Here is a 20,928-nt window from a genome sequence, read left to right on the forward strand (position 1 = left end):
CACAACCACTCATAAATCATTCATATTTCGTGTAATTTTCTTTCAATATACAGCATAAAAATAAAATACCACTCATAAGTTACTGATAATAAAGGTATACCTCTTTAGGGTTATTTTAAAGTGTGGTTGATTTACATCATATTCATTCACAAGCTGACTTATTATTATCCAATCAGATTTAACGCCTTCGTTAAGAGGATATTATGAGCAAAGTCAGATTGGCAATTATCGGAAACGGTATGGTCGGCCATCGCTATATCGAAGAACTTGTCGATAAAGCAGACATGGAAAATTTTGAAGTAACAGTTTTCTGTGAAGAACCACGCATTGCATATGACAGGGTTCACCTGTCTTCTTACTTCTCGCACCACACTGCAGATGAACTTTCTTTAGTAAAAGAAGGCTTCTATGAGAAACACGGCATCAATGTCCTTATTGGTGAACGTGCTATCACAATCAACCGCGCTCAAAAAATCATTTACTCGAATACTGGTCGTGAAATTAAATACGACAAATTGATCATGGCGACAGGTTCTTATCCTTGGGTGCCACCAATTAAAGGTAACGAAGGAAAAGACTGTTTCGTTTACCGTACAATCGAAGATTTAAAGACCATTGAAGCAACAGCCAAACGCAGTAAAAGTGGCGTTGTTGTTGGTGGCGGTTTACTCGGGCTTGAAGCCGCTGGTGCATTAAAAGCACTTGGTGTTGAAACACACGTTATCGAATTTGCTCCCGTATTGATGGCTGAACAGCTTGATCGCCAAGGCGGTGAGCAGCTTCGTAACAAGATCGAAAAGCTGGGTGTGAAAGTACACACAGGCAAAAACACCAAAGAAATCTTGGCAGAAGGTACTGAAGCACGCAACACCATGAACTTTGCTGATGGCACATCGCTAGAAGTCGATTTCATCGTGTTCTCTACTGGTATTCGCCCACAAGATAAACTCGCAATGCAATGTGGCTTGGCAACAGGTCGTCGCGGTGGTATTGCAATCAATAACACTTGCCTGACATCAGACGAAGATGTTTACGCAATTGGTGAATGTGCATCGTGGAATGAAATATTCTACGGCTTAGTCGCACCGGGCTACAAAATGGCACAAGTTGCTGTTAGCCACCTTATTGGTGAAGACAAAACATTCGAAGGCGCAGACATGAGCGCGAAGCTAAAATTGCTTGGCGTAAAAGTAGGCAGTATTGGCGATGCGAATGGTCGTACACCTAACTGTAAGAGCTACGTTTACCTTGATGAAAACGAAGAAGTGTATAAACGCATCATCGTTTCTGAAGACGGTAAAAAGTTATTAGGCGCGGTATTAGTCGGCGATACATCCGATTACGGTAATCTACTGCAACTTAAGCTTAATGATATGGATCTGCCTAAGCATCCAGATACATTGATTTTGCCTGCCCACGCTGGTGCAGAAAAGCCATCAATGGGTGCAGACTCGTTACCTGAAACAGCAGTTATCTGTTCATGTTTCGATGTGACTAAAGGCAAGATTGCAACCGCTGTTGCGGATGGCCATACAACATTAGGTGAAATTAAAGCTGTAACGGGTGCGGGTACGGGTTGTGGTGGTTGTATTCCACTGATTACACAAGTACTGAATGCTGAGCTAGCAAAAGCCGGTATCGAAGTTAAAAATCACTTATGTGAGCACTTTGAATATTCTCGCCAAGAGCTATTCCACCTCATTCGTGTTGAAGAAATCAAATCATTCGACGAATTATTAAAGAAATACGGTAAAGGCTACGGCTGTGAAGTTTGTAAGCCAACCGTCGGCTCTATTCTTGCGTCTAGCTGGAACGATTACGTTCTAACTAAAGACAATACGCAACTGCAAGATACCAACGATATCTTCCTTGGCAACATGCAAAAAGACGGTACATACTCTGTTATTCCGCGTATGGCGGGAGGCGAAGTTACACCAGTAGCATTACTTGCCATTGCTCAAGTGGCTAACGACTACAACTTGTACACCAAAATTACAGGTGCACAGCGTATTGGCTTATTCGGTGCACACAAAGATGACCTTCCTGCTATTTGGGAAAAATTGATTGCTGCTGGTTTTGAAACAGGTCAAGCCTATGCAAAAGCCCTTCGCATGGCAAAAACATGCGTAGGTAGCACTTGGTGTCGCTTTGGTGTTCAAGACAGTACCGCTCTAGGTGTTGCTCTAGAAAATCGCTACAAAGGTATTCGCACACCACACAAAATGAAGTTCGGTGTATCGGGTTGTACCCGTGAATGTGCGGAAGCACAAGGTAAAGATCTGGGTATCATTGCAACGGATGCTGGTTGGAATATGTATGTGTGTGGTAACGGTGGTATGAAACCTCGCCATGCTGATTTATTAGCAGCCGACCTTGATAAAGACACACTAATTAAATACATCGACCGCTACATGATGTTCTATATACGTACTGCCGATAAGGTACAGCGTACATCGGTATGGTTAGAAAACTTAGAAGGCGGTATCGAATACCTGCGCGATGTGATCATCAACGACAAGTTAGGCATCAATGCTCAACTTGAAGCCGATGTTGAGAAACTGATTGCTAGCTTCCAGTGTGAATGGACAACAACACTTGAAGATGACAACCAATTGAAGCGTTTCAATCATTTCATTAACTCTTCAGAGCGTGACAGCAATGTCGCTTTCGTTCCCGAACGTGAACAACATCGCCCTGCAACTGAAAATGAAAAAGCGCCAATCTACACTATTTCATTGGAGGAAAAAGTATGAGCCGGTGGATTTCAGTATGTGCAATTGACGACTTGATGCCAGGCACAGGGGTATGTGCTCTTATTGAAGGCGAGCAAGTTGCTATCTTTCGCCCATACGCGTCAGAAGAACTTTTTGCCATCGACAACATGGACCCATTTGCACGCTCAAACGTGCTATCTCGCGGTTTAATTTGTGAACATGATGGTGAACTCTGGGTTGCAAGTCCATTGAAAAAACAGCGATTCGCTTTAAAAGATGGGCGTTGTTTAGAAAACGCTGACGTTTCAGTAAAAAGCTACCAGATACAAGTAGAAAACGGCGACGTTCAAGTCGCAGCATAGAATAGTTAGAAACATCATTCAGGGAATTCAGCATCTCCAGTTGTTTTGAATTCCCTGCTTTTTGGAATGAGTATGGATACTTCTTTTATCTATTCCAAAAAGATTTCGATTTAACTTAAGGAAGAACTACATGTACGCAGATACAATCAAGAAATGTTCAGCTACCGCTGCACGTATCGTCGATTTTGCAGATAAAGAAAGATTTGGATTCTGGCTAAGCTCTGCCATGGCTGGTGCTTATGTTGGTTTAGGCATTATTTTGATATTCACACTGGGGAACATGGTTGATCCATCAATCCGTTCACTGGTAATGGGTAGTACATTTGGTCTTGCTTTAACACTCGTTATTATCGCTGGCTCTGAGCTATACACCGGACACACTATGTTCCTTACTTTTGGTGTAAAAACAGGTCAAATCACTGTTGCAGATACCTTACGCGTACTACCTCAAACGTGGATGGGTAATTTAATTGGCTCTGTCGGTGTCGCCCTACTGTTCTTCTATGCTGGCGGCGGTAAATTATTACCTGATAGCAACAGCTTATTAAACAACGTGGCGATGGCAAAAACAGCCGCCCCAGCGTCAGTACTTTTGTTTAAAGGTATTCTATGTAATTGGCTAGTTTGTCTGGCTATTTGGATGTGCCAGCGTGTTGAAGGTTCATCAAAATTCATCGCTATCTGGTGGTGTTTGCTTGCCTTCATCGCATCAGGTTTCGAACACTCTGTGGCTAACATGACTATTTTTGCTCTGTCTTACTTTGGTGAACATAAAGAAGCCTTCACATTAGCAGGCATTGGTCACAATCTACTTTGGGTAACTGTGGGTAATACGATTTCTGGTGTTGTCTTTGTAGGCTTAGGTTACTGGTTTTCTACACCCAAAGCGCAACGTCCTTTGCTTGCTTCTGCAAAAAAAGAACTGACTAACAACGTGACCCAAACAGCTTAATACCAGACTGAACATACCGAATAATGACGCGGAGTAAGCATACAATGGCAACTATCAATACAGTAAGTCAGCTAAACCAAGCAGTGAATCAGAAACGTGATAACACTCAACTCGGTAAAGTCGTACTTGTTGGTGCAGGGCCGGGCGATCCTGATTTGCTAACCGTGAAAGCGCTGCGTCTTATTCAGCAAGCTGATGTCATCGTGTATGACCGACTTGTCTCTAACGATATTGTGGCACTTGCGCCAGAAAGCACTGAATTAGTCTTTGTGGGAAAACGTGCAGGACACCATTGTGTACCGCAAGAGGGTATTAACCAGATTTTAGTTGAGCATGCATTAAAAGGTAAATTGGTGGTTCGCCTAAAAGGCGGCGACCCATTTATATTTGGTCGTGGTGGTGAAGAACTAGAAGCATTACTGCCATACCAAATTCCATTTGAAGTGGTACCCGGTATTACGGCTGCGGCGGGTTGTGCGGCTTATGCTGGTATTCCTCTGACTCACCGTGATCATGCGCAAAGTGTGCAATTTATTACAGGTCACCTAAAATCAGAAAAAGAGCAAATTGATTGGGCCTCATTGGCCCGTTCAAACCACACTTTAGTGTTCTATATGGGATTAAGCCAAAGCGGTGAAATTCGCCGTCGATTAGAAGCTAACGGCATGTCACCTTCGACACCTGTTGCTATTGTTGAACGTGGTACAAGCAAACAGCAACGTGTACTACCTTGCTCACTTCAAACATTAGACATTATTGCTGAACATGCACAAAGCCCATCCTTAATTATTATTGGCAGTGTTACACAGCTTACTCATAAGTTGTCATGGTTTGCACCAGAAAAAAATATCCATGACGAATACTCTGAAATGCGAGTTGCTCCAATAGCCAAAGTAGCAGGTTTATAAACTCTTTTTTTAACAAAGTATAAAAGCCGAGAACAGACCTTAGATAGTTGTTTAAACTAATATCGAAGGTTATGTCCTCTGGTTTTTCGTAATTTATCACCTAATATCTGCAAACGTGCACTAAAATGAGTACAGTTGGTTAACAACTGTAGTTGAGGTACGTATGTTTGAAATAACGCAATGTGGTGACAATCGTATTGATATGTCATTCGGCGGCAAACTTGATAGCGAAGAAATGAAAGCACTATTAGATGAATTCGTGGATAAAACCAAAGATGTAGAAAATGGCACTATGCTATACACCATTCACGAATTCGATTTTCCGACACTCAGTGCTATAGGTATAGAACTCACTCGTTTGCCTGAACTTTTTCGCCACACACGTAAATTTAAAAAAGTGGCAGTGCTTGCCGAACAACAATGGATACGAAAAATCAGTGAACTAGAAGGTATGTTATTTCCAGGATTAGACATTAAAGGCTTTCCACCCAATGACACTGAAAATGCCGAAGCATGGCTAACTCAATAACATAATCAAACGCTGCTAATTACTTATTAAATTACTGACCGAATAACCTAACATAGTGAAACATCGTAATTAGCAACGTACCCTCTTCATAAGAGCTTAATCTGTCTAGCTTAATATCCAAGCAAGAAAAGTTACGCTAGCGCAGAACGTTTTTCATCAATTTTAATGCCCAACCACATACCCGCCAGCATAAAAGCAATAAATAACAACATCGAACTATTCAACGCAGAAAGCGATGTAAAGGCAGGTCCTGGACAAATGCCTGCAATACCCCACCCTAAACCAAATAATGCCGCACCACTGATTAAACGCTTATCAACCGTATTATTTGAACTGATTTGAAACTCACGGCTACACACAGGCTTTTCACGCTTTTTAATCACTAACAAGTAAATTGGCGTAAACACTAACAATGCCCCACCCATCACGAATGCTAAGCTAGGATCCCAATCGCCCGCAATATCAAGAAAGCCAATGACTTTAGTGGGATCAACCATTCCAGACATCATCATGCCTAATCCAAACAGCAGCCCCGCTATAAGTGCAATCACCTTAGATAATAGATTCATATTCATCATGCTCTTATAAAAGATGTAAACGGACAAATACCGTCACAAACGCAACGGCCATAAAGACACAAGTCGCAACAATCGAACGTTTAGATAAACGCCCCATTCCACAAATCCCATGCCCACTTGTACAACCGTTACCAAGCTTCGTGCCAATACCGACAAGTAACCCAGCCAACGCAACCCAAAATACTGATGTGACAGGTAGCGATTCCGGTACGTTAAAGCCAAGTAAAGGTGCCAGTGCCCCACTCATCACCATGCCTAGAACAAAAAGAAGCCGCCACGACACTTCACCTTTAACGGGTTTAAGTAACCCAGAAACAATGCCACTTATGCCTGCGATTCTTCCATTCATTATTAATAACAACGCTGCGGCTAGCCCAAGTAACATACCGCCACGTAATGCATCCCATGGGATTTCAAATGTCATATGTTTTCTTTCCTAATCAAACATAGATTTCGTTAATTAGAGATTACTAAATTATAAAAATTAGTCAATAGTAATTTAGCCTTAACTAATAAAGCATATATTTTATTAGCTTTTACTAATTGATTGTTTATAGTATCTTACAATACCGATGGAATAGCTTATACCCAAGCTACCTCAAGATGCATTGAAAGGAAGTAATAGATGACTAAAATTCTTATCGTCGGAGGCGTTGCAGGTGGTGCTTCAGCAGCAGCTAGAGCACGTCGTTTGAGTGAAGATGCCGAAATCATCATGTTCGAACGAGGCGAGTTCGTATCGTTTGCTAACTGTGGTTTACCGTATCATATTGGCGGCGACATTCAGGACCGCAGCAAACTATTACTACAGACACCTGAAAGTTTCTTGGCGCGTTTTAATGTTGATGTTCGCGTGATGAACGAAGTCGTGAACATTAACCGTAATGAAAAAACAGTGACCGTTAAAAACCTATTAGACGGAAACGAATACACTGAACGTTACGATTTTTTATTGCTAAGCCCTGGTGCTGGCCCTATCGTTCCACCTATTCCTGGCGTGAAAAATCCGTTAACGCATTCTCTGCGTAATATTCCTGATATGGATCGCATCCTTCAGACGATTGAAACCAACAATGTCGAACACGCAACAGTTGTAGGTGGTGGGTTCATCGGTCTTGAAATGATGGAAGCGTTCCACCAACGTGGCATTAAAACCACATTGCTAGAACTTGCCGACCAAGTAATGACGCCTGTTGATAAAGAAATGGCTGGCTTTGCGCATGCCGAAATTCGCGATCACGGCATTGATCTGCGCCTTGGTATTGCCCTATCTGGCGTTGAATATATACCAGAGACGCACATTGCCAGTTTTGAGTCTGGTGAAAGCACCGAGCATCAACACATTAATGGGCATTTGAACCTATCACTCAGCAACAGTGAATCACTAAAAACTGATCTTCTTATTATGGCGATTGGTGTTCGCCCTGAAACGACACTGGCTTCAGAAGCTGGGCTTAAAATTGGCGAGTTAGGTGGCATTTGGACAACGCCAAATATGCAGACCAGCGATCCAGCAATCTATGCTGTAGGCGATGCAATAGAAGAAACTGATTTCGTTACAGGTAACCAAACACTAGTACCTCTTGCGGGCCCAGCAAATCGACAAGGTCGCATGGCGGCAGACAATATGCTTGGTCGAAATGAGAACTACCAAGGCACACAAGGCACAGCGATTTGTAAGATTTTCGATTTAGCTATCGCAGCTACAGGCAAGAACGAGAAGCAGCTTAAACGTGATGGCGTTGATTATGAAAAAGTCTACGTACACACCGCGAGCCACGCCAGCTATTACCCTGGAGCAGAAATTGTTTCGTTCAAGATGTTGTTTGACCCTAAATCAGGCAAGATTTTCGGTGCGCAAGCAGCAGGTAAAGATGGTGTCGATAAACGTATTGATATCATGGCCGTTGCGCAGCGTGCAGGTATGACGGTTGAACAACTTCAACACTTAGAGCTGACTTATGCGCCCCCTTATGGCAGCGCAAAAGATGTTATCAACCAAGCTGCCTTTGTTGCCAATAACATCATCAAGGGAGACGCAACACCCATCCACTTTGATGAGATAGATAACCTAACGGATGACCAAGTATTGCTTGATGTGCGTAATTCTGGGGAATTAGAGAACGGTGGCTACATTGAAGGCACGCTCAATATTCCTGTCGATGAACTTCGCCAGCGCATGCACGAACTACCAAAAGATAAAGAAATCGTTATTTACTGTCAGGTTGGGTTACGCGGTAACGTTGCTTATCGTCAACTGGTCAACAATGGCTTTAAAGCACGAAACCTTATCGGCGGGTACCGCACTTATAAATTTGCGAAAATGTAATCAACCTCAAAATCCTAGCCAGAAAGATTCCGTTCTGGCTTTTTTTATTTCAAACACTTAAATATGATTTGAACCACGATTCCTAATACAAGTTAATTGCGTACGATTGGATTTTTCATTAAATAACATGCAATATTGGGCAGATGACAGATAAAACTATAACGACTCACCTACCATCATTAATTCATCGAATCGGCTCAGACAACACAAAGAAGGCAAAGCTCGTTGCCCTTGAGTGTGGTTGTGAAATCAAGCGAATTCGACGTTCTAGAAATTGGCAAGTAGCTGGCAATGAACATTCATTTAAAAAACTGTCTGAAAGGCTGCGACTCTCTGAGCCTGAAGCCATGCAATTTCTAATACGAAAAATTGACGAAAGACTCACTACATACAACGACAAGCTAGAACGAATAGAAGATAAATTAAAAAGACTCGTTATACAGAATTCAAATATCACGCTTGCTGAGCTAATGCAGATAACTAACTGCTCTATCACAGAAGCTAGGTTTGCTCGATTCGACGCTGATTCGTTTTAATGGCGGCAATTGAGATAACATCACCATTCGTCTATCTTGATTGATTACTGGATAGCTAAATAGCAGCATGCCCAAGCGTACATTGGCATCGGGTTTGTCTGACCATTTTCAGTCAATTGATAAAACTGCCCTTGATCACCTAACTTGGCACCATTACGAGTACCAGCAACAAAATGCCCACTCGGTGCCGCTCTACCGTCATTAAAACGCATACGCGGATACTCAGAAATAAGGGGAGCAACAAGTTCACGGTTACTTTCCCAGCTCTCTAAACGGTATATTCCTGACTTAGCTGCCAGTATAAAACCTTCATCACGCCACATAGCGAAACAGCCTAAAGGATCATCCCAGCGAGGGCATCCTTTCGCTTAAGGGAATTTTTCATCTCGGTGTATCGCCAGACTCTACACCAAACGTATGTAAATTGAAGAAACGTTTCGTGACTTAAAAAGTCCGCAATACGGTTTGGCTTACGCCAAAGCTACCCCCATTCTTCTAAACAATTCGATATTCTACTGCTTATAGGTCTACTTACATTTATGGTCGATTGGTGGTTTGCGGTTATTACAGAGCACAATTGGCGGTGCCGTCATTTTTTTGACAGGTGAGATAAAGGCCGAAACATTTCATTTCGTTATATTCTGAAAAGAGATTGTCGACAGTTGAAATATCACACAACAAATCAAAAATACGCTGGATGAAGTGTACTCTTATTCTAATGTCGATGAATAATTATCATCCATGACGATATAAAACTCACCAGCATTTAAATCAACACTGAGATTTATTCAATTTTCATTCATACAAAAAGCCATTAAATACAGCACAGGCATTAGAATTCAGCTTCTTTTTCATATTATACCGCGTACAAAATCGATCGAATTTAATAAAAAGAGACATTTAACATATTTTAATTATTGATTGATGAGTTTTATTATATAGAATAACGTCACTTTCATTTCGTGAGCTATCTAATGAAACTCATCTCAATCACACTCTGTATTAAAATAACATTGATCAGCATCACAATATTTATTACTGGCTGTGCAAGCACTACTCCTCCAGAATGGTATACCTCACCAAAACCGGATACAAATAAGTATATTTATGCAGCAGCTCAGGGGAGAAGTTTAAGTCACGCCAAAAAAATGGCGATCAATAATGTCAATGAAAAGCTATGGACACAGGTAGATTCTTCTTTCTATATGAGAGATGTAGCCAAAGAAAACAATGGGCAGAGTACATCAAACAACCTAATTGATAATAAAATCAATACTAAAACTGCAAAGTTAACACTAAACGGTGTTGAGTTCTTGAATACAGAAGAGAACGAGTTAGGTTTTTTTGTTGAAGTTCGAGTAAAAAAAGAGCTTGTAAGAAAACAGCTCATTTTAGAACTAAACCAGCTGAATAATAATGCACAATCTCAATTAGATTCATTAAAAAATTCAGATTCATTATTATGGTGGTTAAAGAATCAAAATGCTTTTCAATTAAAAAAAGATGCACTCATTAGAATTGCAATGTTATCTGTAGTATCTCCACAAGATAAGTTTAATACCCTTTTACTGGATGAATCACTAGTATCATTAAGTAGTGTAAATAGTTCACTTCTTATTCAAATCAAAACAAATAAAAGAAATAAAAAATCAGCTTCATTATTAAGTGATAAATTTTCACTAGAGAACATATCTACCACCAATACCTATAACAAATACACTACACATACGTTAACTCTAATAAGCGAGCCGCGTAAAAACATTATAGGTGATGCTTATGTATCAACACTAGTCACTGAGCTTAAACTTATAAATAAAAAAGGTAAGACGATCGCAAGTAATGAGATCATCTCCTCAGGAAACTCAGTCACTAGCTACAAAATGGCGAATGAAGGTGCTAGCCGTCATTTTGCACAACAAATTGATGACCATGGTCTATGGACGTCACTCGGAATTACTCAATAATAAAAACGCATTGGAGCAAATTTTAATGTTCAAAAAAACACTGTTGGCTACTATTTTACTGACGACTTTATCAGGCTGTGTAACTACTGGACCAGAGCGCGTATGTACCCCTGACACTAAAGTTGCTATAGAAACTGCAGACGTAAAAACACCTTCAACAGAAAACTTAAAAGTGATTGTTTTACCTGTAGATGCAGAGTTTAAAGACAGTTCAAATACAAAAGTGAAATCAGTTCTTCGCAACGATTTAGAAGCCCAAATAGCTCACTCTGGTGCAAATTTGGTTGATCGTAAACTGGCTAATAAATTAAAAAATGAAATAAAATTAGCAGAACAAAGTGGTCGCTATAACAGTAAAGGTGTGCCTATAGCTGATTATGCAATCCTAACTGAAATCATCTCTACTGATTTGAGTAAGTCATATAAAGAAGCTTATACCTATGAAAATAAAGATGGTGAAACTAAAAGGGTTCCCGCTAAATGTAGCTATAAAGTGGATATTAAAGCCATTGCAAAAGTAGTTTCTCTTCCAAGCATGGAACTAGTCAAACGCATTGAGTTGACTGGTGATGAATCAATTACAACGGAAACTCGCAGTTCAAAATGTCCTATCTCTAGCGCTCAATACACAGGTTTAGCAAGTAAGGCCGCAGCAGAGTCAGTCAGTTATACTCATGATCTAAAGAAAATGCTTGCGCCAAGTGCGTCAATTCTAGAACTTCGTCAATGTACAGAAGGCAGCATGGTTAAAATTGCCATGGGTACAAACAAAAAAGTAACACCAGGCATAGACGTTGCTTTTTCCAAATCAATGAAGAATGACGACGGTGAAGTTGAAACATTTGCACTTGGTGAAGGTACCGTTGTTAGCATCCCTGAGCACGGTATTAAAGCCAAGTATTCTTGGGTTTCCGTTGATAAAGAATTAGCAAAAAAAGTGCAAAAAGGAAATATTGCTAAAATTATCCCAGAAGAATGCAGCTTTATAGACATAGAATGTCAAGCAAAAGAATGGATGAAATAAATGAAAAAACTACTTCTTGCTACAACAATAACAGTAGCACTGGCAGGCTGCTCAAGTACACAAACTGTTGAACAAACTCAAACATTTGCAAACTGTACTTTTCCTGATGCACCGGCGGTTGAAGCGCCAGCATGGATTTGTGATGTTATGCCAAAAGATCTGGCTGCTGGTGCTACAGGGCATGCTAAGAAAAGCGTTGCTGGTATGAGCGTGATGCGTAAAGTTGCAATAAACAATGCACGTGTTGATTTAGCATCTCAATTCCAAGTAGACATTAACAATATGTTCAAGCAAGCAATTGAAGCCACGACAGAAACAACGACGGCTTTAGGTGCTAATGAGCGCGTTCAGGAAACGTTCGAAAGCATCACTAAAAATGTGACAACAAGAGCGCTAACAAACAGCCATTTGATCGTCAGCCAAGCAAGCCCTTCTGGTGGTTTGTATGTTTTAGTTGGAATGGATCAAGCTGCTTATGATATGAATGTAAACAAAGTAGTAGATGAAGTGAAAAATGAAGATTCTGCTCTTTGGGACAAATTCAATAACGAGAAAGCTGCTAAAGAACTTGCACAAGCATTAGAGTCATTAAAACGGTAATAGCCCAATTTAATGCCTATCTCAATTTAAAGGCTACCTCAAGGTAGCCTTTTTATCTTGTATTCTCGATACCTAAAAATCAGGATGATGTTTATGTTTAATTCGATAGTCAAAAGTACCCTTGCCGTTGCTATTGCATCTGCACTCTCTTTCAATATAGCCATTGCCGACGATAAGTTTGCAGAGCTTGATCAAGCCGTCACAAAACAAAAGCAATCTCATGTTGATAAAGTTGTTGAATTTCATTCTTATATTAATGCGTATTTAGATGAATATGAAAGCTGGAGAGATCAATATACAAAAGATCTAGACGCTCAGCGTGCTAAATTAATTGCATCATGGGGTGAAGGTGAAGTTTCAGGTAAAACAAAAACAGTCGATTACTCTGAAGATGGTCAAGTAAAAACAGTGGTTGACTATGATACAAATACAATGTCAGTCTCTTTACTTGTAGATGTAAACTATAACCCTAGAGACATGAAACAACTCGCTAAAAAAGTACCGTCATCAATTGATGGTCAAAAATTTGAGCTTGAAAAACTTGAATTTGAAGAAGAGTTAAACCTATATTCACCGGAAAAAGAAAAGAAAGAAACTCAATTCATTATTACTCAAACACAGCAACAAATGAATGAGTTAGACATTCAAGCTGAGCGATTAATTCGTTCAGATACTGGTGTTCCAGATTCTTATATTTATGAGCGCGCTTATAAGAAAAACATGGCGCTAATCATGCAGTCAAAAAAGCGTATTGATGTTCAATCTAAAATTTATAAAGAAATGAGAGCAAAATACGGCATTCCAGAAGAAGTGATTATAGCTAAAGAGAGCTCTCCCATCGAAAGTACCCCAGTAAACACCGTACCGATAAAAGTAGAAAAAAAGAAAACTGGCACTCTAATAAGTGCGCCAACACAAAAAGACGATCCAAAAGTACAACCTCAGAAAAAAACAGAAACGGCAACAGCACCTGTGATTGCAAAAAAAGCACCTGCGGTCGTATCTACGCCTAAAGTAACGACACCCAAAAAAGTGGTTAAGTATAACGTTAAATTACCTGCAAACAGCTTGAAGATACGAGCCACTCAATACCAGCCTCTTGCAGAAAAAGAAAGCCAGACTTGGAAAATTGATGCTGCACTCGTGATGGCTATAATGCACAGTGAATCGGCGTTTCGGCCTGATGCTAAATCACATGTACCTGCATTTGGTTTAATGCAAGTGGTGCCTTCAAGTGCTGGCCACGACGTAAACAAACAAGTCAGAAACATTGATGCACCAATGAAAGCCGCTGACCTATATAAACCAGAAATTAATGTTGAAACTGGTACTGCTTATTTACACATCTTGCACGATAGGTACCTTAAGTCGATTAAAAGTAATGAGAGCCGTTTATATTGTGTTATTGCTGCCTATAACACTGGTGCTGGTAATGTCGCCAGAGCATTCAATACGAATAAATCGACAAGCGTTGGTCGCGCTGCAAAGGTTATCAATTTAATGTCTCCAGATGAAGTTTACGACCACTTGATTAAAAACCTTCCATACGACGAAACAAAAAATTACTTGAAAAAAGTAAACGGCCGTATCGCTTTATACCGTTGATCACCACGACTTAATACGAGCTATTTATGTTTAAAATTTTTCCATTAATTTTTATCTGCTTGGGCATCTATCTCGGCCTCAACTACAACGATGAAGTTGAAACAATTATGGATACTGAAACATTTGAAAAAATTCAAGAAAAAGTAGAAGAAGGTAAAGACGTCCTACTAGAAAGAATAGAAATATTAAAGGATAAATAATGAGTGATATAAATGCAGCAGACTTAACGGTTCCGACATTTAGAGACCAAGTTCAAAACAAATGGGCAAAAAGTATCGCTCTCGCCTCTGTTGTCTCTATTGCTTTAGGTGGATTCAATGACACCTTTGAAGCATTAGAAAAGATAGCTGATTTCAGCTTATCTCAACTTACTGATATCCCATCTCACCATAAGTTAGAGCGTATTTATATTCGAGCCTCGTCTGATGTTTTAAATGAAACATTTGGTGCCCCTGTATACATTAAACGGTCAAGTTCTGATGATGTAATCAAGTACTATTTAGACGAACAGTTTATTTTATCTGCAATTACTCGTGATGATGCAATTGTAGCGTTTTTAGTTTTTCCTAATAAAGGGTTTCAACCTACAACACTTGAGCATGCTGGCGGTGAGTTGTTTTTCGAACAACCATTAGATAACATCGAAAGCGTTAATGATGTTCGTTCATCTTATGCAAGAACTGGAATTTACTATATTGAAGAAAATAATGGCGGTGATTTTGGCTACCTATACTCTTCAATTAGTGGATTTAGTGAGTTTTTAATGCCGTCATCAGTTGATGATAAGAAACGCCTTTCTAACTTAACTGATGCACAAATGTTAGATGAGAATGTAATTGAGACTATTAAAGACATTAGAAAAAACATTAAGCCTAACTTTTATGGTTATAGCACTCTTAGCCTAGCTACCTTAGAAGACGCAATTTTGTCTAATTCAGAATACAGACTTATTCATAAATAAAACTTGCCCCTCAAGGCTACGAGAACATTCACAATTTTCACTTGATGGTAAGGAATTTCAATATTTCTTACCATCAACATAGACCGGTTTAAGTTAACTCTTTTGGGTTACAATTATCTTCAACTCTTCTTTATAAAATTCTTCGTGAAGAATACACTCTCCTCATAAGTACCTTCCTAAATTACTGACATTTAAAAATATTCATTCATTTCTTAAATATACTTTTTGATTATTAGCAGGCTTGTTTTTTCGGAGGCTTTGGTGCATAAAAAGAATAATAAATTCAATGTATTTACGCGCAGCCACATCTTAATTTTATTAAGCCTTGTTCTTACGGGCTGTGATAGCAAAGAGCCTGCAGTGCAGCAACAACCGCAATATGATATTGGTTACACCACTATAGTGCCCCAAAATATAGAGCTTAAAGATGAAATACCTTGGCGCGCAAGTTTCACCTTACAGTGATTGGCGACAATTTGTGCAAAGCAACAATATTCAGCGTTCACAATTGTTCCCTAACATTGATTTATCAGCTGATGCTTCCAATCAACGGTTATCGTAAAATGTCAACGGAGGCAATTCCACCATTGACCGTCAGTACAGTGTTAATTTAGGTATCACCAGCTACGAAATTGATTTTTGGGGACGAATTTCTAGCCTCGAAAAACAAGCATTAGAACAATACTTATCAACCATTGAAGGACGTCGAAATACACAGCTCACCTTAATCAGCAGCGTAATAGAAGCGTATTTGAATTTAACCACAACAAAAAGCCTATTGCAGTTAGCAAAAGAAACATTGGTTAGCCAACAAAGTTCGTTAACGTTAACCCAGAAAAGCTTCCAAAATGGCGTTTCATCGGGGCTTGATGTCGCACAAGCCGAAACAACCGTTGCAACTGCATTGAAAGATGTCGCCCTCTTTACTAGCCAAGTTAATATCAATGCCTTGAATGTGTTGGTTGGGTCTCCAATACCTGATCACCTATTACCCCGTACTGGTGATCTAAATACCCTTTCACCTGTTGCTGTAGGTTTACCGTCACAGGTGTTATTGCAGCGTCCTGATATTATGGCCGCAGAGCACAACCTAATTGCTGCAAACGCCAATATTGGCGCAGCACGAGCCGCGTATTTCCCGACGATGTCATTAACGGCAACAGGTGGGATATTAAGCTCGGCAGCCGATGATTTATTTTCTGGTGATAGCCGAAGTTGGGTATTTTCACCCGCATTAAGCCTACCGATATTTAACTGGGGAGAATTAGACTCTCAATTGGATGTGGCGATTGCCGATCAACAGATTGCCTTGAATCAATACGAAAAAACAATTCAAACTGCTTTTCAAGAAGTGGCCGATGCCCTTGCTAATCAAGCTACATTAGATGATCAACTTTCGACACAACAAATGCCCGTGGATGCCTCAGGCGACAGTTTCCGATTATCAAATTTGCGCTTTAATGAAGGGGTCGATGACTATTTCACTGTGCTCGATTCGCAGCGGTCTTATTACACCGCGCAACAAGATTTGATTACAACGAAGCTCAGTAAGCAACTCAACTTATTGACACTCTATAAAGTACTTGGAGGCGGTTGGGTCGAAACGGATGTTCCATTACCAGAAAAGCTAACATTGCCAGAGTAAACACAGCGCTTAGTCGAATATGGTTCATCAATACACAAAGCCCGAATATACTTCTTCAAGATATTTGGGCTTTGTATTCTGTCAGTTGAATAACGAAATCACGAAAACCAACAGCCTTATACCCAAGCTACATGCTGATTTGACCACTGTCATTATTATTTTCTTTAGGGTTTTCGCCATATTCATTAGAACCGGGCTGGCTATCTTGAATGAAGAAATACAACAAAACCAATGCGCCAATTAAAGGTATTAAACCAATTAACATCCACCAGCCTTTGCGACCAGAATCATGTAACCGACGTACCCCAACGGCAATACTTGGAATTAAAATAGCTAAAGAGTACAGAGAACTAAGAAGCCCTGATTCAGGTGTCCCTGGGGTGCCTAAAACACCATCAAGAATACCTAGGGCAATCGCAATCACAATATTAAATAGAAAGAAGTACCAATATTCTTGTCTTCTTGCTCGTCCTTGAAACACCGCATATTTTTTCAAAACTGCCAAATACCAATTCATTCTTTCACCTATTGATTCAACATAATTAAACACGTAAACACTGACAGACGTCCATAAAACTGAATGGCATTCACAATGGATCACTTCGTTCACTAACAGTGTGTTATATCAGTGTATACCCAAGTCACCTCAAGATGCTTGGGTATAGTACCAATAAAACGTCATACAAATAATTTTGCACTTAATATTAATGCCACGCTATCGATATATGAAAATTATCATCAACTGCTACGCTTAATTTATGTCCCTTTACTATCAAAAAGCGAAGTACCATGAATACCATCCATTTGCATTCAATCCGAATTAAGCAACTTGTTACCTTAGCCTTATTAACGATATTGTCTGGTTCAGTATCGGCAGTGACTACTGAATTAACACCCCACATCTACTCACCATACAAAGGTGTAATATGTGATAAAAAAGCGGGATTTTGTGTTGATTCATTCGGTATCTCTATGGCATTTACCCAAGAATACTTAGGCAATGAAGCCCAAAAAGAGATGATGAAAGTGATCGACTCTGTTGGCACTAAAAACTTCGACACAACGCGTTATTCACTCAGTAATGGCGTTTTTTGTGATTCTCTTAAACAAGGCTGTTTCAAATCCCGTTTTAATGACACGCGAGAAGTAAAATTCTCTGACATATTATTCAACTAAACGTATTTAATTTAACTCTTTATAATCAAAGCAATTAAAAGCACTCACGCATGGCTAAATATCGCTCTCTGATGTGTTCTATAAGCAAACGGATTTTCTGAGGTGGCTGCCGTGTAAACGGATAAACAGCATATATACCAAGCTTTTTACCCACGCGTTTAGGAAAAACATCAATTAGGTCACCTTCTAAAAAATCTTGATAGACCAAACAACGAGGAACATAAGCTAAACCATAACCACCTAATGCCGCTTTTCGTAACGCCGCGGCATTATCGGTTGAAAAATTACCCGCGACTTTGACGATATAGTTGCCGTTATCCCCTTTGAATTCCCATTCAGATGCCCCTGTTGTTTGATACGCGTATTGCAAGCAATTATGATTAACCAAGTCTTCTGGTGTCACCGGTTTACCCACACTAGCGATATAAGCAGGCGCTGCGCAAATCACCCATTGTGAATCGAGAATATGGCGTGCAATTAAGCTTGAATCTTCTAAGTATCCTGTTCGTATCACCAAGTCATAACCATCTTCAACAAGATCAACAAATAAATTCTCAAGCGACATATCAACAGTTAATCCAGGATGCATACTGCAAAATTCGGCTACCGCATCAGCTAACAATAAATCACCCGAGATAGTAGGCACCGACATTTTTACGTGCCCTGTAACACTTTCACCGTATCCATACACCGCATCAATAGCTTCTACCGCTGCCTGCTTCACATTTTTCGCACCTTGATAAAGTACTTTCCCTGCTTCACTGACCGTTAATTTACGTGTCGTTCGATACAAAAGCTGCACACCAAGGTCTTCTTCCAACCGCGCTATACGCTTACTAACAACTGAATTTGTAAGGGAATTAAGCTCTGCCACTTTACTAAAAGAACCCTGTTCTACCACCTGAGCAAACAGGATAAGGTCATCTGTTTTTGCCATCATTAGTCCACTTTTGGAAATAATCTTTTTCATTATTTCTCTATATTGAAAAAAAATAAAGGAGTACCGTTACATCAAGTTAACAAATGGATTACAAGGAGGCCTACAGAAAGCCGCATGTGAACATACAATATAACAACAAATAAAAATAACGATAAACGAATTTCACTCTCTTTTAAACATACCTATTACGACACAACAGCTGTACGAAGGAAGGAAACACAATCATGAATGATACCCTACTCGCGTTAATCGCATTTTCACCAATAATGGTCTCAGCCGTGTTGCTGGTCGGCCTGAACTGGCCAGCAAAACGTGCCATGCCTGTCGCCTTTGCGCTGACAGTTGTTGTGGCACTATTTTGTTGGGATATGTCTGCCACTCGTGTTATTGCCTCATCCCTACAAGGATTAGCAATAACCGTTGCGGTTCTATGGATCGTCTTCGGCGCTATTTTCTTACTCAATACGCTGAAACATACTGGTGCTATCAGTGTTATCCGAAATGGATTCACCGATATCTCTGCCGACCGCCGAGTGCAAGCTATCATCATTGCTTGGTGTTTTGGTTCGTTCATTGAAGGTGCATCTGGTTTTGGTACACCTGCTGCTATTGCTGCCCCACTTTTAGTTGCCATCGGTTTTCCCGCTTTAGCTGCAGTCTTAATGGGGATGATGATTCAATCTACCCCAGTATCATTCGGTGCTGTAGGTACACCCATCATTGTTGGTGTTAACAAAGGCCTTGATACCCATAATATTTCTGAAATTCTAGTTTCTGGCGGTTCAACGTGGGAGTTCTACCTACAGCAAATCACAACCAATGTGGCCATCATTCATGCAACCGTCGGTACATTTATTCCTGTACTAATGGCAATGATGCTGACTCGCTTCTTTGGCAAGAACAAAAGCTGGACTGAGGGGTTAGATATACTGCCTTTCGCTATTTTTGCAGGTTTGGCATTTACTGTACCTTACGCATTAACGGGTGTTTTCCTTGGCGCAGAGTTCCCATCATTGATTGGTGGTTTAGTGAGCCTCGCGATTGTGGTAACAGCAGCTAAAAAAGGCTTTCTTGTACCTAAAACAAAGTGGGATTTTGAAAACGAAAACAAGTGGCCTCAAGAATGGTTAGGCTCACTGAAAATGGATTTGAAAGACGATAACAAAAAACCAATGAGCCTCGCGCTTGCTTGGACACCTTACGTATTATTGGCTGTGGTACTTGTAGCTAGTCGCGTTAGCGCTGATTTCAAAGGCTTCTTAACAGGTATTAGCTTATCGTTCAGCAATATCTTAGGCGAAACAGGCGTTAATGCCGCAATTCAACCGCTATACCTACCGGGTGGAATTTTGGTTTTCATTGCATTACTTGCTGTTTTATTACAATCACGCAGTGTTAAGCCTTTAGCCAATGCTCTTCACGAATCAAGTAAAACACTGGTTGGCGCAGGTTTTGTATTGGTGTTTACCATTCCGATGGTACGTATCTTTATAAACTCAGGTGTTAACGCGGCTGATTTAGCCAGTATGCCTGTAACCACAGCGCACTTTGCCTCAGGTTTGGTCGGTGAGTTCTTTCCCGCTCTTAGTGCCACTATTGGTGCGCTAGGTGCATTCATTGCAGGTTCTAATACCGTTTCAAATATGATGTTTAGTCAATTTCAGTTCGAAGTGGCGCAAACATTAACCATATCAAGTGCCGCGGTTGTTTCCCTTCAAGCTGTCGGTGCAGCCGCCGGTAATATGATTGCCATTCACAACGTTGTGGCGGCATCTGCCACTGTTGGGCTGCTCGGTCGTGAAGGTGCAACACTGCGTAAAACGGTAATCCCTACCTTCTATTACCTTGTTGCAACAGGTGTTATTGGTTTAGTGATCATCTATGGTTTCAATATTACCGACGCCCTGATGCTTGCTCAACAAGGTTAAACACAGCGTCACGTTTACAACACGCCCATGTTTACAAAGACCACATTTTTCAGCATAGGCTTAGGGAATAAAGCTAAGCCTATTTCTACACTGAAACCGTAAAAAGAAGCCCAAACTATTTCGTTATTCAGATCATATAAATGCCCATAGTCACTGACTAAAAGTGCGCACTAGAAT

The 20,928-nt window shown here is 40.3% G+C and carries 21 protein-coding genes and 2 pseudogenes; 18 read left to right on the top strand and 5 right to left on the bottom strand.

The annotated features are described in order from the left end of the window. The first annotated feature begins 203 nt into the window (after positions 1-203). The 5 genes from nirB to C9J47_RS06725 all read left to right on the top strand — a co-directional run bounded on the left by nirB (position 204) and on the right by C9J47_RS06725 (position 5,465). Positions 204-2,753 carry a nitrite reductase large subunit NirB gene (nirB, locus tag C9J47_RS06705; protein ID WP_107252833.1) on the top strand — a complete coding sequence of 850 codons (2,550 nt, stop codon included), beginning with the start codon at positions 204-206 and terminating at the stop codon, positions 2,751-2,753. Then, complete coding sequence (nirD, locus tag C9J47_RS06710) at positions 2,750-3,076, top strand: nitrite reductase small subunit NirD (protein WP_107252834.1); 327 nt, start codon at positions 2,750-2,752, stop codon at positions 3,074-3,076. Before nirB ends, nirD begins: the two co-directional genes overlap by 4 nt. A gap of 130 nt (positions 3,077-3,206) precedes the next feature. Beyond that, positions 3,207-4,028: a nitrite transporter NirC gene (gene nirC, locus C9J47_RS06715; protein WP_107252835.1), complete on the top strand. Its 822-nt coding sequence runs from the start codon at positions 3,207-3,209 to the stop codon at positions 4,026-4,028. 44 nt (positions 4,029-4,072) lie between these two features. After that, positions 4,073-4,936, top strand: coding sequence for a uroporphyrinogen-III C-methyltransferase (cobA, locus tag C9J47_RS06720; protein WP_107252836.1), 864 nt, complete (start codon positions 4,073-4,075; stop codon positions 4,934-4,936). Between the two features lie 163 nt (positions 4,937-5,099). Continuing rightward, positions 5,100-5,465, top strand: a complete 366-nt coding sequence (locus C9J47_RS06725; RefSeq protein ID WP_107252837.1) for a SpoIIAA family protein — start codon at positions 5,100-5,102, stop codon at positions 5,463-5,465. Between the two features lie 131 nt (positions 5,466-5,596). Here the strand turns inward: C9J47_RS06725 and C9J47_RS06730 are convergent, their stop codons facing one another. Both C9J47_RS06730 and C9J47_RS06735 read right to left on the bottom strand, forming a co-directional pair. Further along, positions 5,597-6,034 carry a YeeE/YedE family protein gene (locus C9J47_RS06730; RefSeq protein ID WP_107253449.1) on the bottom strand — a complete coding sequence of 146 codons (438 nt, stop codon included), beginning with the start codon at positions 6,032-6,034 and terminating at the stop codon, positions 5,597-5,599. 13 nt (positions 6,035-6,047) lie between these two features. Next, on the bottom strand, positions 6,048-6,467 hold the full coding sequence (locus C9J47_RS06735; protein WP_107252838.1) for a YeeE/YedE family protein: 420 nt from the start codon (positions 6,465-6,467) through the stop codon (positions 6,048-6,050). A 201-nt stretch (positions 6,468-6,668) separates the two neighbouring features. On the opposite strand from C9J47_RS06735, the gene C9J47_RS06740 reads away from it, so the two are divergent. Further along, complete coding sequence (locus tag C9J47_RS06740) at positions 6,669-8,372, top strand: FAD-dependent oxidoreductase (protein ID WP_107252839.1); 1,704 nt, start codon at positions 6,669-6,671, stop codon at positions 8,370-8,372. 143 nt (positions 8,373-8,515) lie between these two features. Continuing rightward, positions 8,516-8,908 carry a ribosome recycling factor family protein gene (locus C9J47_RS06745; RefSeq protein WP_107252840.1) on the top strand — a complete coding sequence of 131 codons (393 nt, stop codon included), beginning with the start codon at positions 8,516-8,518 and terminating at the stop codon, positions 8,906-8,908. Between the two features lie 44 nt (positions 8,909-8,952). On the opposite strand, the pseudogene C9J47_RS06750 reads toward C9J47_RS06745, so the two are convergent. Continuing rightward, positions 8,953-9,243, bottom strand: a pseudogene (locus C9J47_RS06750) (SMP-30/gluconolactonase/LRE family protein); the annotation flags it as partial. 67 nt (positions 9,244-9,310) lie between these two features. Between C9J47_RS06750 and C9J47_RS27300 the strand changes: the two are divergent. The 9 genes and pseudogenes from C9J47_RS27300 to C9J47_RS06790 all read left to right on the top strand — a co-directional run. Then, a pseudogene (locus C9J47_RS27300) lies at positions 9,311-9,653 on the top strand (IS4 family transposase); the annotation flags it as partial. Between the two features lie 229 nt (positions 9,654-9,882). After that, on the top strand, positions 9,883-10,872 hold the full coding sequence (locus C9J47_RS06760) for an LPP20 family lipoprotein (protein WP_107252842.1): 990 nt from the start codon (positions 9,883-9,885) through the stop codon (positions 10,870-10,872). 25 nt (positions 10,873-10,897) lie between these two features. Next, positions 10,898-11,896 carry a hypothetical protein gene (locus C9J47_RS06765; RefSeq protein ID WP_107252843.1) on the top strand — a complete coding sequence of 333 codons (999 nt, stop codon included), beginning with the start codon at positions 10,898-10,900 and terminating at the stop codon, positions 11,894-11,896. Then, a complete protein-coding gene (locus tag C9J47_RS06770) occupies positions 11,897-12,496 on the top strand; it encodes a lipoprotein (protein ID WP_107252844.1) in 600 nt (199 codons plus the stop codon). A gap of 93 nt (positions 12,497-12,589) precedes the next feature. Further along, positions 12,590-14,101 (top strand): transglycosylase SLT domain-containing protein, encoded by a 1,512-nt coding sequence (locus C9J47_RS06775; RefSeq protein ID WP_107252845.1) that lies wholly within the window; start codon positions 12,590-12,592, stop codon positions 14,099-14,101. A 26-nt stretch (positions 14,102-14,127) separates the two neighbouring features. Continuing rightward, positions 14,128-14,301 (top strand): hypothetical protein, encoded by a 174-nt coding sequence (locus C9J47_RS27015; protein WP_170107469.1) that lies wholly within the window; start codon positions 14,128-14,130, stop codon positions 14,299-14,301. Then, entirely contained in the window at positions 14,301-15,062 is a 762-nt protein-coding gene (locus tag C9J47_RS06780; protein WP_107252846.1) for an ETEC_3214 domain-containing protein, read from the top strand. Before C9J47_RS27015 ends, C9J47_RS06780 begins: the two co-directional genes overlap by 1 nt. Before the next feature lie 427 nt (positions 15,063-15,489). Next, positions 15,490-15,624 (top strand): hypothetical protein, encoded by a 135-nt coding sequence (locus C9J47_RS27440; RefSeq protein WP_281258925.1) that lies wholly within the window; start codon positions 15,490-15,492, stop codon positions 15,622-15,624. Positions 15,625-15,648: 24 nt separating this feature from the next. Further along, a complete protein-coding gene (locus C9J47_RS06790; RefSeq protein ID WP_211321730.1) occupies positions 15,649-16,707 on the top strand; it encodes a TolC family protein in 1,059 nt (352 codons plus the stop codon). A 127-nt stretch (positions 16,708-16,834) separates the two neighbouring features. Here C9J47_RS06790 and C9J47_RS06795 read toward each other — a convergent pair whose 3' ends face one another. Continuing rightward, positions 16,835-17,224 (bottom strand): DUF805 domain-containing protein, encoded by a 390-nt coding sequence (locus C9J47_RS06795; RefSeq protein WP_107252847.1) that lies wholly within the window; start codon positions 17,222-17,224, stop codon positions 16,835-16,837. Between the two features lie 272 nt (positions 17,225-17,496). Here C9J47_RS06795 and C9J47_RS06800 point away from each other — a divergent pair, with 272 nt between their 5' ends. Further along, positions 17,497-17,883 carry a YcgJ family protein gene (locus tag C9J47_RS06800; RefSeq protein ID WP_245903349.1) on the top strand — a complete coding sequence of 129 codons (387 nt, stop codon included), beginning with the start codon at positions 17,497-17,499 and terminating at the stop codon, positions 17,881-17,883. Positions 17,884-17,917: 34 nt separating this feature from the next. Here C9J47_RS06800 and C9J47_RS06805 read toward each other — a convergent pair whose 3' ends face one another. Continuing rightward, complete coding sequence (locus C9J47_RS06805; RefSeq protein ID WP_107253451.1) at positions 17,918-18,820, bottom strand: LysR family transcriptional regulator; 903 nt, start codon at positions 18,818-18,820, stop codon at positions 17,918-17,920. A gap of 227 nt (positions 18,821-19,047) precedes the next feature. Between C9J47_RS06805 and C9J47_RS06810 the strand changes: the two genes are divergently transcribed. Continuing rightward, a complete protein-coding gene (locus C9J47_RS06810) occupies positions 19,048-20,751 on the top strand; it encodes an L-lactate permease (RefSeq protein ID WP_107252848.1) in 1,704 nt (567 codons plus the stop codon). Positions 20,752-20,928: the final 177 nt, after the last annotated feature.

The sequence above is a fragment of the Photobacterium indicum genome, from assembly GCF_003026215.1.
Taxonomy (GTDB): domain Bacteria; phylum Pseudomonadota; class Gammaproteobacteria; order Enterobacterales; family Vibrionaceae; genus Photobacterium; species Photobacterium indicum.